This window comes from Anaerostipes stercorihominis (assembly GCF_057535655.1).
Genome location: NZ_BAAJCL010000018.1, coordinates 17,876 through 43,205 on the forward strand (window position 1 = coordinate 17,876; position 25,330 = coordinate 43,205).

Below are 25,330 nucleotides of genomic sequence, written 5' to 3' on the forward strand. Positions count from 1 at the left end.
CACCTGACATCAAGAGTAAAGAGGTGATTCCATGTTTATGGGAGAATTTAATCACACCATTGATGCAAAAGGCAGGCTGATCATCCCTTCCAGATTCCGGGAAGCCCTGGGGCAGGAATTTGTCATGACGAAGGGATTGGATGGGTGCCTGTTTGTCTTCCCTTCCAGAGAGTGGGAGGCATTTCAGAAAAAGCTGGGAACTTTGCCACTGATTAATAAAAATGCCAGAAAATTTTCAAGGTTTTTTCTGGCGGGGGCAGCCCCGTGTGAGATGGACAAACAGGGAAGAACTTTGATTCCGGCAACTTTAAGAGAGTTTGCCGGTATGGAGAGAGAAGTTGTCTTGACTGGAATGTTGGACCGCATTGAGATTTGGAGTAAAGAAAAATGGAATGAGAACAACTCCTACGAAGATATGGATGACATTGCAGCAAATATGCAGGATTTAGGATTAAGTATCTAGGGTGATTTATGAATTTTGAACATGTTTCCGTTTTACTGGAAGAGACAATTAAAGAGCTGCACATCAATCCGGATGGAATTTATGTAGACGGGACCCTTGGCGGAGGCGGACATGCTTTCCACATTTGTCGGCGTCTTTCAGAGAAAGGGCGCTACATTGGAATCGATCAGGATGCGGATGCCATTGCGGCAAGCACAGAGCGGCTAAAAGAATTCGGCAGCAAAGTGACAATTGTTCGTGATAATTATGTTCATATGCCCAGGATTTTGAGTGAACTTGGAATTGAAAAAGTGGATGGAATTTTGTTAGATCTGGGAGTATCTTCTTTTCAGCTGGATGAAAAAGAACGGGGATTTACATACCGGGAAGACGTTGCGCTGGACATGAGAATGGACCAAAGGCAAAGTCTCACTGCCCGTACAATTGTAAATGAATATTCAGAGATGGAATTGTTTCATATCATTCGTGATTACGGGGAAGAAAAGTTTGCAAAAAACATTGCAAAACATATTGTAAATAAAAGAAAGAAGGGTCCAATTGAGACGACTGGGGAATTGATTGAGATTATAAAGGGAGCCATTCCCATGAAAGTAAGAGCGGTCGGAGGACATCCGGCTAAGAGAACTTTTCAGGCACTTCGCATTGAATGCAATCGGGAACTGGAAGTGCTGAAGGATAGTCTGGACGCCATGATTGATCTATTAAAGCCGGAGGGAAGGCTCTGTATTATCACATTTCATTCGCTGGAAGATCGCATTGTAAAAAGAGCTTTTAAAAGAAATGAGAATCCATGTACCTGTCCGCCGAATTTTCCGGTCTGTGTATGTGGAAAAATTTCAAAAGGAAAGCAATTAACAAGGAAACCGATTCTTCCGGGAGAAGAAGAACTGAAAGAGAACAAGAGGGCAAAGAGTTCAAAACTCAGAGTATTTGAAAGGGCATAAAAAGGGGAGTGTTTATGGACAAGTCAAGGCAGGAGCGATACAATTTAATTTATGGAAATACAGCAAGAAAGGAAGAAACGTCCTCGATTCCGGCATATGAGGAGCCTGTACGGAAGAAAAAGCCAAGAACAAGACCTGCGGCGCCGAAGACCACGACAAAAACCAAGCAGAACCAGAAGCGCGCGATGGCTATTGACTTTGCATTTCTTCGTGTTTTGGCAGGCGGACTGGCAGTGGTCGCAGTCATGAGTTTCTTTTATTTATCCGAAAGAACAAAACTTTTGAACCAGCGTGCGGTGCTCACAGATACGAAATCACAGTTAAATACACTTCAGGTAGAGAATGAGGATCTGAATCTGGAAATCGAACAAAGTATTCGTCTCAATACGATTGAAACAGCGGCAAAGAAATATGGCATGAAGAAACCGGATACAAATCATGTGATTCATTATGACAGCAAAAATGTAGAATATGTGCGCCAGTTTGGGAAGATACCCAAAGCAGACTAAGAGGTGGTTTACTTGAAGAAAAAAAGAAGAAAACCCATAAAACGATTAAATCATGCTATGAAGGTACGGGCAGTGGCTGTCTCTGCCTTCATAGCACTTCTTTTTATTGGTCTGGTTGGACGCCTGGTTTATTTCAGTGTTTTTAAAAATGGTATTTATAAGCGGCAGGTTTTGTCACAGCAAAATTATACCAGCGAAACCCTTCCGTATAAAAGAGGGGATATTTTAGATCGAAACGGCAATACTCTAGCTACCAGCCAAAAGATGTATCAGTTGGTGCTGGAGCCCAAAAACATTTTGAGATCAAAAACAATAAAGGAAGCGACACTGGATGCCTTAACGAAATATATGGGATTGGATGTGAATGATCTCACAAAATTTATTGAGAGACATAAAAATTCTTACTATGCACTCTATCGGGAAGAATTGTCTTACAGCCAAATTTCTGATTTAAAAGATTTTCTGGCCGGTGATCAGGCAGAAAATGTTTCGGGAATTGTGTTTTCTGAAAAATACAAGAGGAGATATCCAAACAAATCTCTGGCAAGTCAAGTTCTCGGGTTTGTTTCGGACGGTACGATCGGAACCGGAGGCATTGAACAATATTACAACAGCACACTGTCCGGTGTGGACGGAAGAAAGTACAAATATTTAAATGAGGAACTGGAACAGGATAGTTCCATTGTGGAGCCGGAAAACGGAAAAACCATTGTAACAACCATTGATTCCAATATTCAAAAACTGGCAGAAAAAGAGCTGGAAACCTTTGAAAAGAAATATGGAAGCAAGGGAAGCAGTATCCTGGTCATGAACCCTAACAACGGAGAAGTTTATGCAATGGCAAATTCCACTTCCTATAATCTGGAGAATCCGAGGGATGAGAAAATCCTGCTGAAAAAATATTCTCAAAGTGAGATTCAAAAGATGACTAAAAAGGAGAGAGCCGAAGCTTTTAACGAAATTTGGAAAAATCCCATTGTGTCCGATGCATTTGAACCTGGTTCCACTTATAAGCCATTTACGGTGGCGGCAGGACTGGAAGAGGGAATTCTGAAAGGAAATGAAACCTACGATTGTGATGGGTTCCAGATCGTGGGACCTCATAAGATTCATTGTTCTCATCGCGAAGGACATGGACACATAACATTGTCACAGAGTATTTCTCTATCTTGCAATGATGCTTTGATGCAGATTGCAGCGAAGGAGGGGAACACGGTATTTGCAAAGTATCAGAAAATCTTTAACTTTGGAAATTTTACCGGAATTGATCTGCCGGGCGAGGCACAGACGGCATCGCTCCTTCATGATGCCAAAGATATGAAACCGGCGGACCTTGCCACCAGTTCCTTTGGACAGTCGTTTAACTGTTCGATGATACAACTGGGCAGCGCGTTTTGTTCTCTGATTAACGGAGGAAATTATTATAAGCCCCATATTGTGAAACAGATGCGAAGTGATGAGGGAAACGTCACAGCAAATGTAGAGCCGACACTGGTAAAACAGACAGTCTCAAAGGAGACGTCCGATAAATTAAAAGCATATATGAAAGAGACGGTAGACTCCGGAACCGGAATCAAAGCACAGCTGAAAAATTATACGGCAGGAGGAAAAACAGGAACGGCTCAGAAGATTCCAAGAAGCGCCGGAACTTATATTGTCTCTTTCTGCGGATTTGCACCTGTGGAAAATCCGCAGGTTGTCGTATATGTGGTGATTGATGAAATTCAGAAAAGTTCTCAGACCAATACCGGACTGGCTGTGGAGATTGCAAAAAATGTATTGGAGGGATCTTTGAAGGAATTAAATGTGCCAAAAAGCAGCAAAAAGTAATACAAGGCAGATTTTTTCATAATCTTATACAAAGAGAAATTTACGGAGTACGTCATGAAGACTGTCTGCAAAAAAAGAATTCTTTGTATGGTTTTGGTATTTTTTGTCGGGTTTTTGGTTGTGACGATTCGACTGGGATATGTTATGATTGTTCAGGCAGATAAATATCTTAGTTTAGCCAGGGACCTGCATCAAAGAGATCGGGAGATTAAGGCTCCCAGAGGAATTATTTATGACCGCAATGGTGTAAAAATTGCTTCCAATAAGGCGGTGTATTCTATTTCCGTTATTTATTCACAGACAAAAGAGAAAGATAAAATTTCCCGGGTATTATCTGAAGAGTTGGGAATGGATTCTGCTCAGATTCGTAAAAAAGTTTACAAAAACTCTGTGAGAGAGAAAATAAAAAGCAATGTAGAGAAAAAAATTGCAGATCGAATCCGGGCATATGAATTCGATGGAGTGAAAGTGGATGAAGATTACAAAAGAGTTTATCCGTACGATTCTCTGGCGTCAAAAGTTCTCGGATTTACCGGGGGCGATAATCAGGGGATCGTTGGTCTTGAAGTAGCTTATGATAAATATTTGAAGGGAAAATCCGGAAGAATTCTGACATTGACTGACGGAAGCGGCATTGAAATCGAAGGTGCATTTGAAGAACGGGAAGAGCCTGAGGCAGGCAATGATTTATATACTTCCCTGGATGTAAATCTTCAGTACTATGCTCAGCAGGCCTGTTTAAAAGTAAAAAAAGAGAAGAAAGCCAAACAGGTGTCAATGATTTTAATGAATCCGCAAAATGGAGAGATTTATGCGATGGTCAATGTACCGGAATATAATTTAAATGAGCCTTTCAAGTTAAATCAGAAACAATCTCAGGAGAGTGTCAAAAAGCAGCAGGAATATTTAAATCGCAAGTGGAGAAATAGTTGTTTAAACGATACCTATGAGCCGGGTTCTGTTTTTAAAATTGTTACGGCAACTGCCGGATTAGAGCTTGGAAAGGTACGTGTAAACGATCAATTTAACTGCCCCGGATTCCGAATTGTGGAAGATCGAAAAATTCGCTGCCATAAGGTAGGAGGGCATGGAAGCGAGACTTTTAAAGAGGGTGTTATGAATTCCTGCAATCCGGTTTTTATGGAAGTCGGAGCGAGGGTTGGCGTGGATGGCATGTATGATACTTTTAAAAAATTGGGATTGTTTGAAAAGACTGGAATTGATCTTCCGGGGGAAGCCAATTCCATTATGCATCAGAAGAAAAATGTCAAGGCAGTGGAGCTTGCAACGATGTCTTTTGGTCAGTCAATTCAGATTACGCCGCTTCAGCTGTTGCGTGCTGCCAGTGCGGCAGTCAACGGGGGAAAGCTGATTACTCCGCATTTTGGAGTAAAAACGGTATCTTCGGATGGAAAGAAAGAGAAAATTTTTTCATATAAGACCAAAGATCATGTGATTAAAAAAGAAACCTCCGAGACAATGAAAGAATTGTTGGAAGCCGTGGTATCCGAAGGATCCGGGCGCAACTGTAAGATTGAAGGATTTTCCATCGGCGGAAAAACTGCAACCAGTGAAAAACTTCCAAGGGGTACTGGAAAATATATTTCCTCTTTTCTGGGATTTTCCAAAGCAAAGAATCCAACGGTTATGGGAATTGTATTGATTGATGAACCGCAGGGAACTTATTATGGGGGAACGATTGCGGCGCCTGTGATGAAAAATGTATTTCAGGTAGCGCTGCCGTATCTTGGAATTTCTAAGGATTATACAGTTGAGAAGAAAAGCGAATAACCCAGGACGTTAAAACCCCAAAGTCTTGGCATAAGGGTTGTAGCGCACATGAATAAAACAAATGAGGTGGTAGCATGAATTATAGTATTGTAAAACCGGTATTGATAGCTTTTTTTGTCAGCGTGATTTTAAGTCCGATGATGATTCGATATCTTCATAAATTAAAATTCGGTCAATTTATCCGTGGAGAAGGTCCTGAGTCGCATTTGAAAAAATCAGGCACGCCGACGATGGGAGGCTTGATTATTTTACTTGGAATTGTGGTTGCGTCTTTATTTTATGTCAGACAATATCCTGCAGTTGTTCCGATTTTGTTTGTGACGCTGGGATTTGGGTTTATTGGATTTATTGATGATTATATCAAAGTGGTCATGAAACGAAATTTGGGATTGAGAGCATGGCAGAAAATGCTGGGACAGATTCTGGTGACAGGAATCTTTGCTTATTATCTGATCAATTATACAGAGACAGGAACCTCGATGCTAATTCCGTTTACCCATGGAGCTTATTTGAATCTGGGGTCATTTTTTGTACCCGTGATTTTTGTAATTCTCCTTGGTACAGTAAATGGTGCAAATTTTACCGACGGATTGGACGGATTGGCATCCAGTGTCACCGTTTTGATTGCGACCTTTTTTACTGTAGCAGCAGTGGGAATGGGCGTTTCTGGAAATGATCCGGGAATCTGGCCTGTTTCCTGTGCTACAGTGGGCGCATTATTGGGATTTTTAGTATTTAATGTATATCCGGCAAGGGTGTTTATGGGAGATACGGGATCACTTGCACTTGGGGGCTTTGTGGCAGCTACGGCAGTGATGCTGCATTTACCTCTTTTTATTCCGATTGTTGCATTTATTTATATGATAGAGGTTATATCTGTGATGCTTCAAGTGGGATACTTTAAAGCTACTGGAGGAAAAAGATTATTTAAAATGGCGCCGATCCACCATCATTTTGAGTTGTCTGGGTGGCCGGAAACGAAGGTTGTGGCAATTTTTGCCATTGTCACGGCAGTTTGTTGTCTGATTGGCCTGGTTGCGATTTAGTAAGGAGAGAAACAATCATGTGGAAAGATAAAAAATTTTTAGTGGCAGGAGCAGGAAAAAGCGGAATTGGCTCAGTCAATCTTCTGCTGAAATTAGGAGCCGAGGTAAGTCTCTATGATGGAAATCAGGATTTAAAGCCACAGGAAATCTATCAGAAACTATATAAAAATCAGGAAATTCCTCTGGTTCTTGGCACATGTACCGAAAAAGTGGCAGATGCTTTTGATTGTTTGGTATTAAGTCCGGGAATTTCAGTAAACGCACCGATTGCACAGCTTTTTAAAAACCAAAAGAAGCCTGTCTGGAGCGAAATTGAACTGGCTTATCATGCATCCAAAGGAACAATTGCTGCAATTACGGGAACCAATGGAAAAACGACCACAACAGCGCTGACCGGGGAGATTATAAAGGGATATTTTGATCAAAGTTTTGTTGTGGGAAATATCGGAATTCCATATACCAGTGTTGCATTAGATACGGGAGAGAACAGTGTGATTATAGCAGAAATCAGCAGTTTTCAACTGGAAACCATCGTAGATTTCTGCCCGGATGTATGTGCAGTCTTAAATATAACTCCTGATCATTTGGATCGTCATGGGACGATGGAAATTTATGCGCAAACCAAAGAATCCATTGGGAAAAATCAGACCGGAGAGCAGGTAATGGTGTTAAATTATGAGGATGAAATGACAAGAGATATGGCGGCAAGAGCAAAGGGAAAAGTCATATTTTTTAGTCTTCATCATAAAATAAAGGATGGAGTGTCCTTGTGCGGGAACAACTTTATAGTAGAAGAACACGGAACACAGATTCCGGTCTGTACGCTTGAGGAAATTCATCTTCTGGGAGATCATAATTATGAAAATATTTTAGCTGCCATTGCAATTACTTATGCCATGGGAGTGCCGGTGCCTTATATTAAGGAAGGAATCAAACGTTTTCGAGGAGTTGCTCATAGAATTGAATATGTTGATACCGTAAACGGAGTTGCATATTACAATGATTCTAAGGGAACGAATCCGGACGCAGCAATTCGGGGAATCCGGGCAATGGATCGGCCGACATGGCTGATTGGCGGAGGATATGATAAAAAGTCTGCGTATGATGAATGGGTGGAAGCGTTTGACGGCAAAGTAAAAGCATTGATCTTAATGGGAGTTACCGCGGAGAAGATTGCGGAAACTGCAAGAAAACATGGGTTTGATCAGATTGTGTATGCAGATTCTATGCAGGATGCAGTCCGGTATGCGGCAGATCATGCACAGGATGGAGATGCGGTTTTATTATCTCCTGCATGTGCGAGCTGGGGAATGTTTCCGAATTATGAAGTCCGTGGAGATGTCTTTAAAGAGTGTGTGAAAAAATTAAAGGAGCTGTAAGAAGTGGCAAATCGCATAAAAGAAAAATATATGGCAAATAAAAGGTATTTTGATTACCCAATGCTGTTTCTTGTAATATTTTTAATATGTTTTGGGATGGTCATGATTTTCAGTACAAGTTCGTACAAAAGTACAGTGACCTATGGAAATCCATATCACTGGCTCATTCGTCAGGGAGTGGCTGTGGGGATCGGCGCAGTTTTGATGTTGGGGTTCTGTAAATTTTTTGATTATCGAATTTTAAAGAACAAACTGGTTGCAAAAATCTGTTATTGGTCCAGTATTGCCATGCTGGTGCTGGTGCTGATTGTCGGAGCGGCAAAAAAAGGCGCAGTGCGCTGGATCAGCATTGGAGGATTCCAATTTCAGCCTTCGGAGTTTGCAAAGATTTTGCTGGTGATTTATTTGGCATACATATTATCAGAAAACGCACATAAAATTCGGACCTTTAAGAATACCATCGCAGTCATGATTCCGTGCATTCCGATCATTGGTCTGGTGGTTACTCAGAATTTAAGTACGGCGCTGGTTCTTTGTGCGATGATTGGAGTGATGGTGTTTGTGGTCAGTCCAAAGACAAAAGAGCTGATTGGAATGGCGGGAGGCGCTGTGGGCGTCCTGGTTCTATATCTTGTGACTGCAAACAGCTATCGAAATGAGCGGCTTCAAATCTGGCTGCATCCAGAAAGTCATGAAAAGGGATTTCAGACGATACAGGCGCTGTATGCGATTGGTTCCGGTGGAATTTTTGGAAAAGGTCTGGGACAGAGTATGCAGAAAATGGGATTCATTCCGGAATCTCATAACGATATGATTTTTTCAATTATATGTGAAGAATTGGGGCTGTTCGGAGCGGTCTGTCTGATTTTGGTATTTGTGGCATTGATTTGGAGAATGTTGCTGATTGCAATGAATTCGGAGGATTTATTTGGCGCATTAATTGTCATTGGATTCTTAACGCATATCGGGGTGCAGGTGTTTATTAATATCGCAGTTGTGACCAATACGATTCCACCAACGGGAATTCCTCTTCCGTTTATCAGTTACGGGGGAAGCTCTATTTTGGTTATTATGGCGGAAATGGGAATGACATTGTCGATTTCCAAAAGAATTCGTTTATAGAAGAACCGGGGGTATCATGGAAGAACAAAAAGAAGAAAAAGTTGTTTTGATGAAAAAACACAAAAGGCAGAGAAAAATGCCGGGTTTTCCTGTGAAAAAAGTCCTGATCGGCGGCGCGGCGTGTTTGATTCTGGCGGTACTGATCATTGCGGGGACCTGTCAAATCAAGGAAATAAAAATTGACGGATTGGATTCCTATACAGAAGCAGAAGCAAAGAAGGCAGTGAGGGAAAATGGGTATTTAGGCAATTCGGTTGCATATTTTATAAGATGCAAATTATCTCCGCCGGATTTGCTGCCATTTATTGATTCTATGAGTGTAGAGTTGATGAGTCCCAATAAAATTCGGATTCATATAAAAGAGAAAAAAAGAGCGGGATGCCTTGAATATAATGGAAAATATGTCTATTTCGATAAAAACGGATATGCGCTGGAAAGTTATGAGAAAAGGTATGATGATGTTCCCCGGGTGACTGGTTTAAAGTATAATGAATTGGTTATGCAGGAAAAGATTCCGGTAAAGAAGAAAGAGATTTTTTCCTATCTGCTGGAATTGACAATGACCATTGATAAATATCAGCTGCCGATTGATCAGATTCATATAGAAAGTGACGGAAATGCGCTGCTGAAGAGCGGAGATCTGACCATTGATCTTGCCAATCGAAAAGATATTGATCTTAAGATTCCGGAACTTTCTGGAATTTTGAAAAAGTTAAAGGGAAAAAGTGGAACTATTGACATGAAATACTTTGATGAAGACCAGAAAATTACGCTGTTTCGACCAAAAAAGAGTTGAAAAAAAGCAGTAAAAAAGGTATCATTAAGTTAGTGTACAGAATTAAGGGTTATCGTTAAGGTGACATGAAGGAGGAGCGACGTGGTTGAAATTATGCCTAGTGTAGAGAATACACAAGCTAGAATTTTAGTGATAGGAGTCGGGGGAGCAGGAAATAATGCTGTAAACCGTATGGTGGATGAGAACGTACAGGGCGTGGAGCTTGTGGGCGTTAATACAGATAGACAGGCTTTATCTTTGTGTAAAGCCACAACAAAAATTCAAATTGGAGAAAAACTGACAAAGGGACTCGGAGCCGGAGCAAAACCGGAGATTGGAGAGGCGGCAGTAGAAGAGAACCGCGAAGAAATTACAGAGCTGGTACAGGGATCTGATATGGTATTCGTAACCTGCGGAATGGGAGGAGGAACCGGAACCGGAGCTGCTCCGATCATCGCAGAGATTGCCAAGGGACTTGGAATTTTAACTGTTGGAGTTGTGACCAAGCCGTTTTCTTTTGAGGGGAAACCTCGTATGAATAATGCAATGTCAGGAATTGCCCGCCTTCAGGATCAGGTTGATACGATGATCGTGATTCCAAATGATAAGCTTCTTCAAATCTGTGATAAAAGAACAACAATTCCGGATGCTCTGAAAAAAGCAGATGAAGTTCTGCAGCAGGGTGTACAGGGAATTACGGATATGATTTACAATCCGGGATTAATTAATGTGGATTTTGCAGATATCCAGACGGTAATGCGTGACAAGGGAATTGCTCATATTGGAATGGGCGTTGCGGACGAAGAACTGGAAGCAATCAAAACCGCAATGGAAAGTCCGCTGTTGGAGACAACGGTTGCTGGTGCAACAGATGTAATCGTAAACTTTGCGGGAGCTGTAGGTATGCTGGAAGCTCAGCAGGCAGTGGAATATTTGAAAGACGAGGCGGGAGACGACGTCAATGTCATTTTCGGAACTGTCAATGCGGACTTTGGAGATCAAATCAGCGCTACAATCATTGCGACGGGGATCAAATCTTCCGATGCTGCCGGCAATTCCAGAACCGGCTTTACCAAAAAAACGAATCCTGCGCCTGCATTTTCCGGACAGCCGATTCACAATGGAAAAGTTATGACACAGCAGCAGGCGGAATCTGCAGCGGCAGCAGAAGTACCGGATCCTGTGATCGAGGAAGAAGATCAGAAGATTACCATTCCGGAATTTCTGTTAAAAAGCAGAAGACGATAAGATACAGGATCAAAGGATCTGATATGAGATCAGCACAAAAAGTTCTTAGAAATGAGACTTTTGTGCTGATTTTGTTTAGAGGGGGGGTGAAAAATGATCAGAAAATACAGGGAATCTGACTGCGAAAAGACGGCAGAACTTTTTTATCATACCGTTCACACAATCAATAAAAAAGATTATACCGAAACGCAGTTGAATGCATGGGCGCCCAAAAAAATGGATCTGGCACGTTGGAATCAATCTTTTCAGGAGACTTACAGTTTGGTTGCTGTGAGAGGTGGAATTCTTGTAGGATTCGGAAATATAGATGATACAGGTTATTTGGATCATCTGTTTGTTCATAAGGATTATCAGCGGATGGGAATTGCCACACAACTTTGTGATCGGTTGGAACAAAGGGTTCAGGGGAGGATCTAGGTTCATGCGTCAATGACTGCAAAGCCGTTTTTTGAGGCAAGAGGATATCAGACAGTAAAAAAACAACAGGTAGAATGCAGAGGTATTGTGTTTCTCAATTACAGAATGATTCAGAAGAATAAAAAGAACGAAAGAAGCAGGGAGCATATCACACGATGATGTTTCCTGCTTCTTTCATTTGTGTATGATATCGGGAAAATTCTTTTTATTCTATATAATCGCCTCGGCTGAATTCCAAATGATATCCGATGCTCTGAAGACGTCGTTCCAAGCATCCTGCACATTCTGCCGCTTCCTCTCCGGTACAGATTTTATGATCATATAAGGCATAATTCTTTCGTACAGAGACAGGAGAGAGGTTCGGCATTACTACATTGGCGCCTGCTAAGATTCCCTGTTCGCGTCCTTTCGGATCAATGGTTCCGAGAGCTGTTGTGGAGGGCAGTAAAAAATGATGGTTCATCAGGCGCAGAATACTGATCAGAAACGTTGTCAGTTCCACGGTTCCGGATGGAAATTCTCTGAATCTGGTGTCGTGATGAGGAACAAAAGGTCCGATTCCGACCATATGCGGATGAAAATGGCTGATGAATAAAAGATCATCTGCCAGGTCTTCCAGCGTTTGAAAAGGAACACCGACCATGAATCCGGTGCCTACATGAAATCCGATTTCTTTTAAATTTTCCAGACACTGAATTCGGTTTTCAATAGAAAGAGAGGTCGGATGAAGCTTTTGATATAATTCTGGAGAGATTGCTTCATGGCGCAGCAAGTAACGATCTGCTCCGGCGTCTCGGAGTTTTTGATAACTTGCTTTGGCTCTCTCTCCGAGAGATAATGTGATGGAACAATCCGGATACTGGCTGCGAATGGCGGATATGATAGAAACCATACGGTTGTCATCAAAATACGGATCTTCTCCGCCTTGAAGTACAAAACTGCGATAGCCGAGAGTATAGCCGTTTTCGCAGGCAGAGAGAATCTCCTCTTGTGTCAGACGGTAACGGTGAATTTTTTGATTGCAGCTTTGAATTCCACAATAAAAACAGTTGTTTTTGCAATAATTTGTAAACTCAATCAGACCGCGCGGGAAGATTCCGGTACCATAAATCTTTTGACTCTCTGTTCGTGCAAGATCTGAAATATATTCTGCCTGTTCTTTGTTTCGGTGTTTTAGCAGATGGATCAATTCCTCACGGGAAAGAGTCTGTTCTTTATATAAACGATCAATCAATGTCATTGAATTCATGATGTTTGTCCTCCTTTATGTCATAAGAGAAATATATCATATATAGGAGCAAAATCCAAAGAAATATGATAAAATAGTAAAGAAAAAAGAAACAATGGCGGGAGGTATTGCTATGAGAGAAAATGTTACAGTATTTGAGCATCCTTTGATTTTACATAAGATTTCTCTGATCCGAAGAAAAGAATGCGGAACAAGAGAGTTTCGTACGGTGATAGGAGAGATTGCAACTATGATGGGATATGAAATTTTAAGAGATTTGGAGACTGAACTGGTGGAGATTGAGACGCCAATGGAGAAAATGCAAGCTCCAATGATTCGGGGGAAAAAACTGGCGATTGTTCCGATTCTTCGTGCAGGTCTCGGCATGGTTGACGGTATGCTGTCCTTGGTGCCGAGTGCAAAAGTTGGACATGTGGGAATGTATCGGGATGAGGAAACGCTGGAACCAAAAGAATATTACTGCAAGCTGCCGGAGGATATTGATCAGAGATTGGTGTTGATTGTAGATCCGATGCTTGCCACTGGAGGTTCTGCGGATGCTGCGGTGAATTTTGTAAAAGAGCAGGGGGCAAAGCAGATTAAATTTGCATCGATTATTGCAGCGCCTGAGGGGGTAGAATTGCTCTCAAAGAAACATCCGGATATTCAGATTTACTGCGGCAGCATTGACCGCAAGCTCAATGATCACGGATACATTCTTCCTGGACTTGGAGATGCCGGAGACCGGATTTTCGGAACGAAGTAGAAAAAATTGCAACTTTCTTTTGAGTGTGGTAAAATATAAAGGTTAATCCTGCCGTACCTGGGTGTGGCAGGGACCATTGGGAAACAAAGCAAAAGAAAGAAGGACTTATATGAAACGCGAGGACGTAAGAAATATAGCGATCATTGCCCATGTCGATCATGGAAAAACGACGTTGGTAGATGAGATGTTAAAACAAAGCGGCATTTTTCGTGAAAATCAGGAAATTGCCGAGAGAGTGATGGACTCAAACGATATAGAAAAAGAAAGAGGAATTACAATTCTTTCAAAAAATACAGGCGTTATGTACGATGGAATCAAGATTAATATCATTGACACGCCGGGGCATGCGGATTTCGGCGGAGAAGTCGAACGTGTTCTGAAGATGGTTAATGGCGTTGTATTGGTGGTGGATGCTTTTGAGGGACCGATGCCGCAGACAAAATTTGTATTAAAAAAGGCATTGGAGCTGGATTTATCATTGATCGTCTGTGTCAATAAAGTAGACCGTCCGGAAGCAAGACCGGAGGAGGTTGTGGATGAGACTCTGGAGCTTTTAATGGAATTGGATGCGGGAGATAAGCAGTTGGATTGCCCGTTTGTTTATGCGTCTGCCAAAGAGGGATTTGCTGTTCTTGATTTGGATGGTGAAAAGAAAGATATGAAACCTCTTTTTGAAACAATCATTGATCACATAGAGGCTCCGCAGGGAGATCCCCAAAAACCTCTTCAGGTTTTGATCAGTACCATTGATTATAATGAATATGTTGGAAGAATCGGAATCGGAAAGGTTGATAATGGGTCCATTGCCGTGAATAAAGAATACGTTGTGGTCAATGCCCATGATCCGGAGAGAAAAGAGAAAGTTCGCATTACAAAGCTTTATGAATTTGAGGGTCTGGATAAAGTCGATGTAAAGGAGGCAAATGTCGGGTCTATTGTTGCGATTTCCGGGATTTCAGATCTTTCCATTGGGGATACAATTTGTGATGCGGACGGAGCCGAGGCAATTCCTTTTCAAAAGATCTCTGAACCGACCATCTCGATGCAGTTTATGGTCAATGACAGTCCTCTGGCGGGATTGGAAGGAAAATATATTACATCCCGACATATCAGAGAGCGGCTGTTTCGAGAATTAAATACGGATGTCAGCTTGCGGGTAGAAGAGACTGAAAATACAGATAGTTATAAAGTATCCGGTCGAGGAGAGTTGCATTTATCGGTACTGATTGAAAATATGCGCCGCGAAGGTTATGAATTTGCGGTAAGTAAGGCGGAGGTTCTCTATCATACAGATGAGAATGGCAAGAAACTGGAACCGATGGAGATCGCTGTGATTGATGTTCCTGAAGAATTTACAGGCTCCGTCATCGAGAAATTAAGTCAGAGAAAAGGTGAGCTGCGAAATATGACGGCTGCCACGGGAGGATATTCCAGACTGGAATTTTCTATTCCGTCCAGAGGATTGATTGGTTATCGCGGAGAATTTTTAACGGATACCAAAGGAAATGGTATTTTAAATACGTTGTTTGATGGGTACGGACCGTATAAGGGAGATATTCAGTATCGGAAACAGGGTTCTTTAATTGCCTATGAGGCAGGAGAGACGATCACATACGGATTGTATAATGCACAGGAGAGAGGAACACTGTTTGTAGGACCCGGCGAGAAAGTATACGGCGGAATGGTGATTGGACAGACGGGAAAGGCAGAAGACATAGAGATCAACGTATGTCGTGCGAAAAAATTAACCAACACCAGAGCCTCCGGATCTGATGATGCATTGAAACTATCCCCGCCTAAAATTTTGAGTCTGGAACAGGCATTGGAATTTATTGATACTGATGAGCTGCTGGAAATTACACCGGAAAACATACGCATTCGCAAGAAAATTCTGGATCCTACCATGAGAAAACGCGCGAAATTCTCTTAGAGAGTCGAAAAAACACGAAAAACTTTGTCGATGGATTTTTCTTCTATTTGGGGTCATTTTGGAATACTCTGTAAAGTATACCAATAGACACAAGAAGGGAGAAAGAGTATGACAGAGCAGGGAATCAATCACAATCAAGTGGAGGTGGCAGGACAAATTTGTTCCGATTTTGAATATAGCCACGAGATTTTCGGAGAAGGATTTTATACAGTCAAACTTTTAGTAAACAGATTAAGTGAAGCAACGGATGAGATACCATTGTTAGTATCAGAGCGGCTGATTGATATAAATAAGGATTATAAAGGCAGGCTTGTGAAAGCTTGCGGTCAGTTTCGATCATTTAATAAGCATGAAGAAAATCGCAATCATTTGATTTTATCTGTGTTTGTAAGAGATATTGAATTCCTGGAGACAATGGAAGATGTAAAACCAAATCAGATTATTTTAGACGGATTTATCTGTAAACAGCCGGTATATCGAATGACACCTTTGGGGAGAGAGATCTGTGATATCTTGCTGGCGGTCAATCGGTCGTATGGAAAATCTGATTACATACCATGTATTTGCTGGGGAAGAAATGCGAGATTTGCAGGAAATCTTGAGATTGGATCGAGGATACAGCTGATCGGACGGATTCAAAGCCGTGAATATCAGAAACGAATCAGTGAAAATCAGGTGATTCGCCGTGTTGCATATGAAGTTTCAGTGAATAAGCTGGAGTTTCATGAAAAGGATGAAGAATAAGTTGGATTTCTTATATCAAAAATGATATAATAGCCTAAAATGATGCGCAATTGCCGTGTTATCACGGCAGATTTCGCACCGGGACTCAGGGGTGAGTCTTTGAATATTACAAAAGGAAGATTCTTTGAGGTGAGAATATGGAAGGACGAGTGGAAGTATACTGCGGTCAGGGCAGAGGCAAGACCTCGTGTGCAATTGGCCAATGTGTGAAAGCGGCCGGTCAGGCAAAGCAAGTCATTATAGTTCAATTCCTGAAAGGAAAGGAAACAGAAGAGCTGGGATTTTTCAAGCGATTAGAGCCGGAGGTTCAGCTGTTTCGATTTGAAAAATACGACAAACAGTATCAGGATTTAAGCGAAGAAGAGAAGAAGGAACAAGATCATTTCATTTATAACGGGTTAAAGTATGCTCACAAAGTGATTGACACCAGACAGTGTGATGTTGTAGTTTTAGATGAGATTTTGGGACTCTTGGATCTGGGGCTGTTAAAAGTGCAGGAATTAATTGAGATGATTGAGAATATTGGCGAGGATCAGTTGATTCTTATGACTGGGAGACAAATACCGGAAGAATTGATTGAACATATTGACGCAGTGTACTGCATTAGTACAATCAAGGAATCTTAGAAATTAGAAATGACGCTGCAATTTTTGAATCATACATAAGATGATAGGAGGAAAATAGTATGTCAATATTTACAGGTGCGGGTGTAGCTTTGGTTACGCCGTTTAAAGAAGATTTATCCGTAGATTATGATCAGCTGGAAAAATTTATTGATTTTCAGATTGAGAATGGAACAGACAGTATTGTAATTTGCGGAACTTCAGGGGAAGCTTCCACCATGAGCCATGACGAACAAATTGAAGTGATTGGTGCCTGTGTTTCTCATGTAAACAAACGAGTGCCGGTGATTGCTGGAGCAGGAGCAAATTGTACAGAAGAGGCGTTACAGCTTGGAAAGCGGGCGCAAAACGCAGGGGCGGATGCGCTTCTTGTGGTGACGCCGTATTACAATAAAGCAACGCAGAAAGGTTTAGAAGAATACTATGCAACCATCGGAAATGCAGTGGACGTTCCGATTGTGATGTATAATGTGCCTGGAAGAACCGGAACCAACATCTTGCCGGAAACAGCGGCAAAGATTGCCGGAGATGTAGAAAATGTAGTGGCAATAAAAGAAGCCAGTGGAAATATTGGTCAGGTGGCAGATCTTGCTGCTCTCACTCATGGGGAATTAGATATTTATTCCGGAAATGACGATCAGGTGGTTCCGTTGTTATCTCTGGGAGGAAAGGGCGTGATTTCTGTACTGTCCAATGTGGCTCCGAGACAGACGCATGATATGGTTATGAAGTTTTTAGAGGGCGACATCAAAGGAAGTCTGGAAATTCAATTAAAATACATGGACGTCATTCATAAGCTGTTTTGTGAGGTAAATCCGATTCCTGCAAAACGTGCAGTTTCAGAACTTGGATATTGCCGAGATCTTGTGAGACGTCCGTTAACCGAGATGGAAGAAGCACACGCACAGCAGATGATTCAGGCGATGAAGGACGCAGAAATTCTTTAAGAGGAGTTACGAAAGATGGTAAAAGTTATGATGCATGGCTGTAACGGAGTCATGGGGCAGGTAATTACTCAAATTATCGAAGAGACAGAAGATGCGGTGATGGCGGCAGGTGTGGATCGGATAGACAACGGAAGCAACGATTATCCGGTTTATAGCTGCTTGGAAGACTGCAAGGAAGAGATTGATGTAATTATTGATTTCTCTGCGGCGCCTGCGGTGGACGGATTGCTTGATTATGTAGCAAAACACCGGATTCCGGTCGTATTATGTACCACCGGACTGAGTGATGAACAGCTGGAAAAGGTTTCTGAAACCAGTAAGAAAACAGCGGTTCTGCGATCTGCCAATATGTCACTGGGGATCAACACATTATTTAAAGTTTTGAAATCTATGACAAAACTGTTAGCAGATGCAGGGTTTGATGTGGATATTGTTGAGAAGCATCATCGCAGAAAGCTGGACGCACCGTCAGGAACTGCACTTGCGCTGGCGGAGGCAGTAAACGAGCCGTTAAACAACGAATATGAATTTGTCTATGATCGAAGCCAGAGACGGGAGCAGCGTCCAAAGAAAGAAATTGGTATTTCTGCGGTCCGAGGCGGAACGATTGTAGGAGAGCATGAAGTCATTTTTGCAGGTCAGGATGAAGTGATTGAATTAAAACATACCGCTTATTCCAGAGCCGTATTTGCCAAAGGCGCTGTCAGTGCCGCATTATATTTGGCGGGAAAACCTGCGGGAATGTATGATATGAGTGATGTGATCGGTTAAAGAACGTGGAAAAAGTTGTTTTGTTGCTGCACATCGGCACGCGAAGAGGAGCAAGTCTCTCAGGGATTGAGGGACTTGCTCCTCTTTGTTCTTTTTGAGGTTTTTGATGCAGGATAGATTTGTTTCATTTTTTGATCATCATAATGTTGATCCATAAATTTCTGCCATGTTTGTGTTGCGGGGATTGCCTGTTCCCGTTGACTTTGGCGTACAGTTGCAGCAGCAGAAACCGTGAAATTACAAACGATGAATATAAACAGACACCACGTAATTATTTTCCCGGGCTTTATGGGGATCTTTTCAATCCGATATGAAAAAAATGGATAGAGAATCCGAAACCATGCGACTGTGGCGATTCCCCAGAAAAAACAATATAGAAGGTTGATTCGTCCGTTTAGATTAAATGGAATATTGCTGTAATCCCAATAGATTCTTCCCAGAAATATTTCACCGATGACGCTGCAAAGATACTCGTAGGCGCCTCCAAGAAAAGTACCGATCAGAAAAAGAAAGACGTCAGAACGATTCCGATATCGATATAAAAGAGCGGTGGCACCGGCGAATGCAAAGCCCCAGACGATACTGAAGGGTCCCCATACAAGGCTGCTGCGACTCATCCAAATTCCCATTTTCACATAGCAGAAAATGGTTTCGATGATATCTCCCAATAGAGCTCCGATAAAAAACAGAAGAAATAATTTATAGAAACAGCATCCGGCGGCAAAGACCCTGGATTGATCCGAAGAAAGGAGTGGTTTTACTTTGCGGTGGGGATATGCACGTTCAAGACGATGCTCAATGTGATGAATAATAAAATTTTGTAAAACAAAACTAAATTTTGAGAAACGATCATCGGCATGTTTCCATCGTTCTTTATGATTTGATTTTCCATAAATCAGTATCAAAGTTGCCAATATATCAATGATTAAAATCAATAATAACACAAGAACAATGATATTTGACCAAATTCCGGGAAAGAATCGGTAGAGTGTGAGGAAAATAGGATTGCCAAAGTGCGTGGCAACCATTCCCAGAATTCCCCATAGGATGGAATGTGATAAACAAATATATCCATCCAGGTTCCAAGGATTTTTAGAATAATTCCACCAACGTTCATGGTAGTATCGCTCAATCAGATGACCGCTGATCCATTCAATAACGGTGGCGTCAATTACAGATACGAGAAATGTCCAGAATAACGACATTTCATGGCTGTTTATGGTAATGATGACAGCGGCAATTCCGTAAGAAATGCAAAATGGACAATTCACAAATCCGCGGTTAACAAAGCGTTTTTGAGACAAAGTACACTGTATGACTTCCAAGACCCAACCCAGAAATGAGTATAAGAAAAATAACCAGAGTAACTGAAAGATAACTGCAATCATAGAAAGCTCCTTTTTCGTTTGTTTTGTAAAAAGTATATAGATTTCCGTGAAAAAAGTCAATGAAGGGACAAAGAAAGGGAAAAATATTCAGGATGGACAAAAATATCTGTCAAATTATTCACAAATTTTCTGAACAAATGTAAATGTATACATGAAAGAATATGTTACTTCGACATAATTTCAGTGAAATTGTATTGCCACAAATACAAAGATTGTATATGATGGTTGCATAAGGGTTGAAGCGGAAATAGATGAGGAAAGGGGCATCATGGATGAAAAAGATTGTTGATGATTGGAGATTAATTTATAAGGTTTGCAGCTTGTATTATGAGGACAACATGCGGCAACAAGAAATCAGTGACTATCTTGGGATTTCCAGAGCAACCATTTCACGTATGCTTCAAAAAGGAAAAGAAAGTGGGATTGTCCGTGTAGAAGTGGTAAATCCGATACAATTTTCTTATGGGAAACTGGAGAAAGCCCTGGAGAGAAAATACGGTCTGAAGGAAGTGATTGTGGTAGAAAGCAGTTCTTTGGATACTCATGCAGAGTCGCTGACGAAGATGTATGAAAAAGCAGCGCTTTATTTATCTCAATTTTTTCACGATGGAGATTATATCGGGGTTTCGATGGGATTTACACTGCATAATGTGGCAATGGTCAGGAGAGGTTTTCCAAAGGAGAATCGCTATATGTTTGTTCCGGTAATTGGAGGAATCAGTCCGAGAAATATTAATGGAGTGGATGTTCAGAGCAATCAGATTGCTCGGGAATTCGCGGATAAATTCGGGGGGGAATTATACTCAGTTTTTAGCACCGGCACTTTTTTCAGAAAAGAAAATCAAAGATTATTTCCTGAAAGAAAAATCGGTAAATTTTATTTTTGAGGATTTTCAGAAGCTGGATACATTGGTTATGGGAATTGGCGCCAATGATACAGGAACAGACTCCACCTTGATTCATGCAGGATATATCACAGATGAGGAAGTTCAGGAATTTGCAGGAAATGGAGTAGTAGGAAATGTTGCTCTGCAATTTTTTGACATTCACGGGAATACAGAAAAATTTGAGATGTTTAATGAACGGGTTGCGGGAATGGAAAGAGAGATGATGAAGAAGGTTCGCAATCGAATTGGAATTGCCGGTGGGATAGAACGAGTACAGGCGGTGAAAGGAGCAATTAACGGTGGTTATATCAACATGCTGATTACGAATAATGAGTGTGCGGAAAAACTGCTATAAAGGCATACAACGAAAAGAGAACAGGCATGTGTATATTTTTAATAAAATGACATCGCTTTTCTTTTTTTGAACATAAAATATGTAAAAAATAACCAAAAAAGTAAAAAAACACCTTAAAAGAGGGAGGAAAAAGCGAATGAAATTCATTCGCTGAAAAGCAGGATCAGTCAAGCAGCGCTAAGGCAGTATCTTTGCTCGTAAAAAAGGCGTTGATGAAATGACGGGATAAAACAGCATGAATAATATCCTTTTTATAAATACCCTCGGCAATGCCGATAGAGATTCGAGCGTTTTTGCATGCCTTTACAATGTCTGCGCGGATGATACGCTTTGTGAGATTGGTTTCGACGGGATCTCCCTGTACTGTCAAAAATCGAAGAGCGATATCGCCGATGGCGCCTGCATCCTTCAGAGATTTTGTTTCTTCAGGAGACAGAATTTCATTTCTTGTAAGGAAAGAGGTTTCGAAAGTTCCGAGACCGGATACGATGATATCGGATTGTTCAGCCAAGGAGAGAGTTTCGCAGACTTTTCGGTTTGCGATCAATGTCTGGTATTCCATCTGGGAAGAACAAAAGGCAGGGACATGGAGCAGATGACAGGTTCCGCCGGTTAAGTTTGCCAACTGAATGACATTATAATTGGGTAAAGTATCAAAGGAGGCACCGAAGCTGCCGGCCAGAGGCACAATTTGTGTATGTGGGAATTTCATTGGGTGTAAATGTCGGATAAATCTGGAAACGGCATTTCCCCATGCAATCCCGATTTTGTCATTGGGTTTTACCTGAGAGATAAAATAGTTGACAGCAGACATGGAAATGTAATCTCGAGTGGTGTCCGCGTTGTCGATGACACTGGCATATTTCAGGTGATATTTGTTGCACAGCTGCTCCTCCAGGGATGCATTTCCCAGAATCGGAGACTCAATTTCGATCTTGACGATACCGAGTTCTTCTGCTCTGGACAGCAATTTTGAAACCCAGGGTCTTGAGATGTTTAATTTTTTTGCGATTTCTTGTTGGGATAATTTGTCTTTGTAATAGAGATTAGCGATTAAGGTGATGCGGTCCAACATAGAATCTGTATTTTCATTTTTTTTCATGGATCATATTCCTTTTTGAATCAAAGTATAAGCACGAATGTAACTGTTTTCTAATCAAATTATATTGTAATAATGACTAAAATTCAAGGGTTGTAAAGAAAAAATCAAATAATATTGACGAACATAATTTAATCGTATATAATACAAGTAACAAAAGTGATTTGAAAGCACATAATTAATTTGTATAAAGTAAACAAATGAGAGGAGTGTACATGACATGAGTGGAATTTCTAAGATTTTGCTGATTGTGTTTGTACTGTTTGTAATGCAGGCATTAGGAGGCATGTGGCAAATACAAAATTATCGAAAAGCAATTCGCAGAGTTCATAAGTTTGGAAATGTCGGATTCGGACAGAAACGAGGTGGAATTCGTGCGGGATATATTGTGATGATTGCGTGTGATCATGAAGGGATTATCACGGGCGGAGAAATTATGCAGGGAATCAGTTTTTTTGCAAAATTTAAACCTTTAAAAAAATTGTTAGGCAAAGAAGTCCTTGGAACCAGTATTTACGAATTTTTAGATGATATGCAAGATTTTGATAAAAAACAGAAGAAAAAATACAAAGGATATCTCAATGCATTGGAGGCGTTGTCTCAGCGCCTGGAGCCTTCTCTGGAGGAAAACGAAGAGGTGGCTGAAGCGCCTCGGGCATAATGTAATTGATATATATGGGATGCGAGGTCTGAGGGGGATCTGTTCAGGGCCCGGGCAGATGAACTGTTGGATTTTGCGGAACATTTATATAGAGTTTATGGTTTCAGAATTCACAAAAAGGAGGATGAATTTATGGAAGTTATTTCTAACGTTGCAAACGGCTTTATCGGTCTGTTCCAGGCCGGTGGAGAAACCTTTATGGGGTGGGTAACCGGAATTATCCCGTTGGTTATCTGCCTGATGACGGCGGTCAATGCAGTGATAGGTTTTATTGGAGTAGAAAGAGTAGAAGGATTTTGCCAAAAGATTACAAAGTATACATTACTTCGTTACACCTTACTTCCGGTAATGGCGGATATTTTCCTGACAAACCCGGCGCAGTATACTTTTGGACGATTCCTGAAAAAAGAACATAAGGCTGCGTTTTATGATGCCAGTGTTTCTTTCTGTCATCCGATTACAGGTCTTTTCCCGCATGCAAATGCCGGTGAGTTGTTCGTGTACATGGGGATTGCAACAGGTATTCAAAAACTTGGTCTTTCCATTGGAGGATTGGCGGTAAGATACTTTGTTGTCGGTGTTATTGTTATTTTAATCCGTGGTATTTTATGTGAAAAACTTTACAAGGCATTCAGTTCTAAAAAATAGTCGAAGGGAGGAGAAGCAGTATGTATAAAACAATCACAATTAAAGCAGGAAGCGGCGGATGGGGTGGCCCATTAACAATTACACCAACAGAAAAGTGCAATAAAGTTTTAAGTGTAACAGGTGGAGGGATTCATCCGGTTGCGGAGAAAATTGCAGAAATGACTGGAGCCGAGGCGGTGGACGGCTTTAAAGAAAGTCTTCCGGACGATGAAATTCTGGTAGCTGTTGTTGACTGTGGGGGAACTGCACGTTGTGGCGTATATCCGAAGAAAGGAATCTATACTGTAAACCTTGAACCGGTAGGAAAAGCAGGTCCTCTTGCAAAATATATTACAAAAGAGATTTATGTTTCAGCTGTGAAAGAAAGTGATATTTTTGAGTCTGATTATGCCGGGCAGGCAGTGGGAAATCCGGCTTCACAGACAGAGGTAAAGGAAGAACCTGCAGACAAAGGACCAAAATCAAAGGCTCAGGCAAAAGAAGAGATTGCAAAAGCCGGAGAAGGGAAAAAAGAAAATATTGTCGTTCGTATCGGTAAGGTCGTAGGACGCGTGGTTAATATCTGTTTCCAGGCTGGTTGTGATACCATTGAAATGGTTGTCGGTACTATTTTACCATTTATGGCATTTACGGCAACGTTACTTGGTATTATTTCTGCCAGTGGATTGGGAAATGTAATTGCCAAAACAATTTCACCGATCTGTTCTACACTTCCGGGAATGGTTGCCATTGCTTTCGTTTGCGGTATTCCGATTTTATCTCCGGTACTTGGACCTGGAGCTGTTATTGCACAGGTAGTAGGAACTTTGCTTGGATCACAGTTTGCTCTCGGAAATATTCCGCCTCAATATGCTCTTCCGGCATTGTTTGCAATTGACGCGCAGGTTGGATGTGATTTTATCCCGGTAGGTTTATCTCTTGGAGAAGCTGATTCTGAAACAATTGAGTATGGTGTTCCGGCGGTATTATTTGAACGTATGATTACCGGACCATTGGCGGTGTTGATCGCGTTTGCGTTCAGTATTGGAATGTACTAGAAATGGAAGACATAGAAAGGGAATTGTATGAAATATCAATCTGAGATTGTCGGACTTGGACCGGATGCACTGGCGTTTCTGGAAGATGAAGACATGAATTTTATTATCATTTTTAATGAGGATGCTCCACCGGAGCTGGCAGAATTATCTGTACTTCATACGAAAGCGGAATTAAAAGAAATTCCGGCAGTGGGAGATACCTTTAAAATCTGTGGAAAAGAATTTAAGATCAGCGCAGTGGGAAGCGAAGCGCCGCATACGCTGGAACAGCTTGGTCATTGTACCATTGATTTTAAAGGCGGTGACGAGGCGGAGCGCCCGGGTTGCATTATGCTGGAGGGCAATCAGTTGCTTCCGGAAGATCTCAAGGCGGGAGAACTGATTGAAATCTATTAAGAACAGAGTGTAAATGTTGTTTTTGGAACAGGAGAAAAATTGTTATGTTAAACATGGATCAAAAGTTAATTAAGAGACAGGAAGAAGGAAAAATCATTAAAACCGGAATTGTCGGAGCCGGACAGATGGGGCGGGGAATGGTAACCCAGATGGTTCTGATGAACGGAATGATGCCGGCGATCGTATCTGATATCAAAGTAGAGAATGCAGTTAATGCGTTTAAATACGCAGGAGTTTCCGAAGATGATATTGCCATTGCAAAAACACTGGAAGATGCCAATGCGGCAATGGAAGCAGGCAAATATGTTGCATGTGAAGATGCCAAC

General features: G+C 41.4%; 25 protein-coding genes and 2 pseudogenes. 24 read left to right on the forward strand and 3 right to left on the reverse strand.

The features are described 5' to 3' along the window. Positions 1 to 31 precede the first annotated feature (31 nt). From mraZ to AC27EF_RS12650, 11 genes and pseudogenes are all read left to right on the forward strand, one after another. On the forward strand, positions 32 to 463 hold the full coding sequence (mraZ, locus tag AC27EF_RS12600; RefSeq protein WP_487111119.1) for a division/cell wall cluster transcriptional repressor MraZ: 432 nt from the start codon (positions 32 to 34) through the stop codon (positions 461 to 463). A gap of 8 nt (positions 464 to 471) precedes the next feature. After that, complete coding sequence (gene rsmH / locus AC27EF_RS12605) at positions 472 to 1,407, forward strand: 16S rRNA (cytosine(1402)-N(4))-methyltransferase RsmH (RefSeq protein ID WP_487111120.1); 936 nt, start codon at positions 472 to 474, stop codon at positions 1,405 to 1,407. A gap of 14 nt (positions 1,408 to 1,421) precedes the next feature. Next, positions 1,422 to 1,916 carry a hypothetical protein gene (locus AC27EF_RS12610; RefSeq protein WP_487111121.1) on the forward strand — a complete coding sequence of 165 codons (495 nt, stop codon included), beginning with the start codon at positions 1,422 to 1,424 and terminating at the stop codon, positions 1,914 to 1,916. A gap of 12 nt (positions 1,917 to 1,928) precedes the next feature. Continuing rightward, on the forward strand, positions 1,929 to 3,746 hold the full coding sequence (locus tag AC27EF_RS12615) for a peptidoglycan D,D-transpeptidase FtsI family protein (protein ID WP_487111122.1): 1,818 nt from the start codon (positions 1,929 to 1,931) through the stop codon (positions 3,744 to 3,746). 54 nt (positions 3,747 to 3,800) lie between these two features. Continuing rightward, positions 3,801 to 5,537 (forward strand): peptidoglycan D,D-transpeptidase FtsI family protein, encoded by a 1,737-nt coding sequence (locus tag AC27EF_RS12620; protein WP_487111123.1) that lies wholly within the window; start codon positions 3,801 to 3,803, stop codon positions 5,535 to 5,537. Positions 5,538 to 5,611: 74 nt separating this feature from the next. Then, complete coding sequence (gene mraY / locus AC27EF_RS12625) at positions 5,612 to 6,583, forward strand: phospho-N-acetylmuramoyl-pentapeptide-transferase (RefSeq protein ID WP_487111124.1); 972 nt, start codon at positions 5,612 to 5,614, stop codon at positions 6,581 to 6,583. Positions 6,584 to 6,600: 17 nt separating this feature from the next. Continuing rightward, entirely contained in the window at positions 6,601 to 7,962 is a 1,362-nt protein-coding gene (murD, locus tag AC27EF_RS12630) for a UDP-N-acetylmuramoyl-L-alanine--D-glutamate ligase (protein ID WP_487111125.1), read from the forward strand. A 3-nt stretch (positions 7,963 to 7,965) separates the two neighbouring features. Beyond that, positions 7,966 to 9,084, forward strand: a complete 1,119-nt coding sequence (locus AC27EF_RS12635; protein ID WP_487111126.1) for an FtsW/RodA/SpoVE family cell cycle protein — start codon at positions 7,966 to 7,968, stop codon at positions 9,082 to 9,084. Between the two features lie 16 nt (positions 9,085 to 9,100). Then, positions 9,101 to 9,880 carry a cell division protein FtsQ/DivIB gene (locus AC27EF_RS12640; RefSeq protein WP_487111127.1) on the forward strand — a complete coding sequence of 260 codons (780 nt, stop codon included), beginning with the start codon at positions 9,101 to 9,103 and terminating at the stop codon, positions 9,878 to 9,880. Between the two features lie 81 nt (positions 9,881 to 9,961). Next, positions 9,962 to 11,107 (forward strand): cell division protein FtsZ, encoded by a 1,146-nt coding sequence (gene ftsZ, locus AC27EF_RS12645; RefSeq protein ID WP_487111128.1) that lies wholly within the window; start codon positions 9,962 to 9,964, stop codon positions 11,105 to 11,107. A gap of 93 nt (positions 11,108 to 11,200) precedes the next feature. Then, a pseudogene (locus tag AC27EF_RS12650) lies at positions 11,201 to 11,683 on the forward strand (GNAT family N-acetyltransferase). Between the two features lie 46 nt (positions 11,684 to 11,729). Here the strand turns inward: AC27EF_RS12650 and hydE are convergent. Continuing rightward, positions 11,730 to 12,773 (reverse strand): [FeFe] hydrogenase H-cluster radical SAM maturase HydE, encoded by a 1,044-nt coding sequence (gene hydE / locus AC27EF_RS12655; protein ID WP_487111129.1) that lies wholly within the window; start codon positions 12,771 to 12,773, stop codon positions 11,730 to 11,732. A gap of 112 nt (positions 12,774 to 12,885) precedes the next feature. Between hydE and upp the strand changes: the two genes are divergently transcribed. The 6 genes from upp to dapB all read left to right on the forward strand — a co-directional run bounded on the left by upp (position 12,886) and on the right by dapB (position 18,533). After that, positions 12,886 to 13,518 carry a uracil phosphoribosyltransferase gene (upp, locus tag AC27EF_RS12660; RefSeq protein WP_487111130.1) on the forward strand — a complete coding sequence of 211 codons (633 nt, stop codon included), beginning with the start codon at positions 12,886 to 12,888 and terminating at the stop codon, positions 13,516 to 13,518. Between the two features lie 109 nt (positions 13,519 to 13,627). Beyond that, on the forward strand, positions 13,628 to 15,448 hold the full coding sequence (gene typA / locus AC27EF_RS12665) for a translational GTPase TypA (RefSeq protein ID WP_487111131.1): 1,821 nt from the start codon (positions 13,628 to 13,630) through the stop codon (positions 15,446 to 15,448). 108 nt (positions 15,449 to 15,556) lie between these two features. Next, positions 15,557 to 16,192 carry a single-stranded DNA-binding protein gene (locus tag AC27EF_RS12670; RefSeq protein WP_487111132.1) on the forward strand — a complete coding sequence of 212 codons (636 nt, stop codon included), beginning with the start codon at positions 15,557 to 15,559 and terminating at the stop codon, positions 16,190 to 16,192. A 137-nt stretch (positions 16,193 to 16,329) separates the two neighbouring features. After that, entirely contained in the window at positions 16,330 to 16,818 is a 489-nt protein-coding gene (locus AC27EF_RS12675) for a cob(I)yrinic acid a,c-diamide adenosyltransferase (protein WP_487111133.1), read from the forward strand. 59 nt (positions 16,819 to 16,877) lie between these two features. Then, positions 16,878 to 17,762: a 4-hydroxy-tetrahydrodipicolinate synthase gene (gene dapA / locus AC27EF_RS12680; RefSeq protein WP_487111134.1), complete on the forward strand. Its 885-nt coding sequence runs from the start codon at positions 16,878 to 16,880 to the stop codon at positions 17,760 to 17,762. Positions 17,763 to 17,777: 15 nt separating this feature from the next. Further along, positions 17,778 to 18,533 carry a 4-hydroxy-tetrahydrodipicolinate reductase gene (gene dapB, locus AC27EF_RS12685; RefSeq protein ID WP_487111135.1) on the forward strand — a complete coding sequence of 252 codons (756 nt, stop codon included), beginning with the start codon at positions 17,778 to 17,780 and terminating at the stop codon, positions 18,531 to 18,533. 59 nt (positions 18,534 to 18,592) lie between these two features. On the opposite strand, the gene AC27EF_RS12690 is transcribed toward dapB, so the two are convergent. Continuing rightward, complete coding sequence (locus tag AC27EF_RS12690) at positions 18,593 to 19,921, reverse strand: putative ABC transporter permease (protein ID WP_487111136.1); 1,329 nt, start codon at positions 19,919 to 19,921, stop codon at positions 18,593 to 18,595. Positions 19,922 to 20,193: 272 nt separating this feature from the next. Between AC27EF_RS12690 and AC27EF_RS12695 the strand changes: the two genes are divergently transcribed. Continuing rightward, positions 20,194 to 20,808 (forward strand): sugar-binding domain-containing protein, encoded by a 615-nt coding sequence (locus AC27EF_RS12695; RefSeq protein ID WP_487111137.1) that lies wholly within the window; start codon positions 20,194 to 20,196, stop codon positions 20,806 to 20,808. Further along, positions 20,762 to 21,163, forward strand: a complete 402-nt coding sequence (locus AC27EF_RS12700) for a sugar-binding domain-containing protein (RefSeq protein WP_487111144.1) — start codon at positions 20,762 to 20,764, stop codon at positions 21,161 to 21,163. The genes AC27EF_RS12695 and AC27EF_RS12700 overlap by 47 nt, the downstream gene beginning before the upstream one ends. Positions 21,164 to 21,326: 163 nt before the next feature. On the opposite strand, the gene AC27EF_RS12705 is transcribed toward AC27EF_RS12700, so the two are convergent. Then, a complete protein-coding gene (locus AC27EF_RS12705) occupies positions 21,327 to 22,265 on the reverse strand; it encodes a sugar-binding transcriptional regulator (protein WP_487111138.1) in 939 nt (312 codons plus the stop codon). Positions 22,266 to 22,482: 217 nt separating this feature from the next. Between AC27EF_RS12705 and AC27EF_RS12710 the strand changes: the two genes are divergently transcribed. The 5 genes and pseudogenes from AC27EF_RS12710 to AC27EF_RS12730 all read left to right on the forward strand — a co-directional run. Beyond that, positions 22,483 to 22,923, forward strand: coding sequence for a transcriptional regulator GutM (locus AC27EF_RS12710; protein WP_487111139.1), 441 nt, complete (start codon positions 22,483 to 22,485; stop codon positions 22,921 to 22,923). Between the two features lie 132 nt (positions 22,924 to 23,055). Further along, positions 23,056 to 23,571 (forward strand): PTS glucitol/sorbitol transporter subunit IIC, encoded by a 516-nt coding sequence (gene srlA, locus AC27EF_RS12715; protein WP_487111140.1) that lies wholly within the window; start codon positions 23,056 to 23,058, stop codon positions 23,569 to 23,571. Between the two features lie 20 nt (positions 23,572 to 23,591). After that, positions 23,592 to 24,608, forward strand: coding sequence for a PTS glucitol/sorbitol transporter subunit IIB (gene srlE, locus AC27EF_RS12720; RefSeq protein ID WP_487111141.1), 1,017 nt, complete (start codon positions 23,592 to 23,594; stop codon positions 24,606 to 24,608). Positions 24,609 to 24,635: 27 nt separating this feature from the next. Next, the gene (locus AC27EF_RS12725; RefSeq protein WP_487111142.1) at positions 24,636 to 25,004 is read left to right on the forward strand and encodes a PTS glucitol/sorbitol transporter subunit IIA; all 369 of its coding nucleotides are present in this window, start codon (positions 24,636 to 24,638) and stop codon (positions 25,002 to 25,004) included. Between the two features lie 44 nt (positions 25,005 to 25,048). Next, positions 25,049 to 25,330 (forward strand): annotated as a pseudogene (locus AC27EF_RS12730) (NAD(P)H-dependent oxidoreductase); the annotation flags it as partial.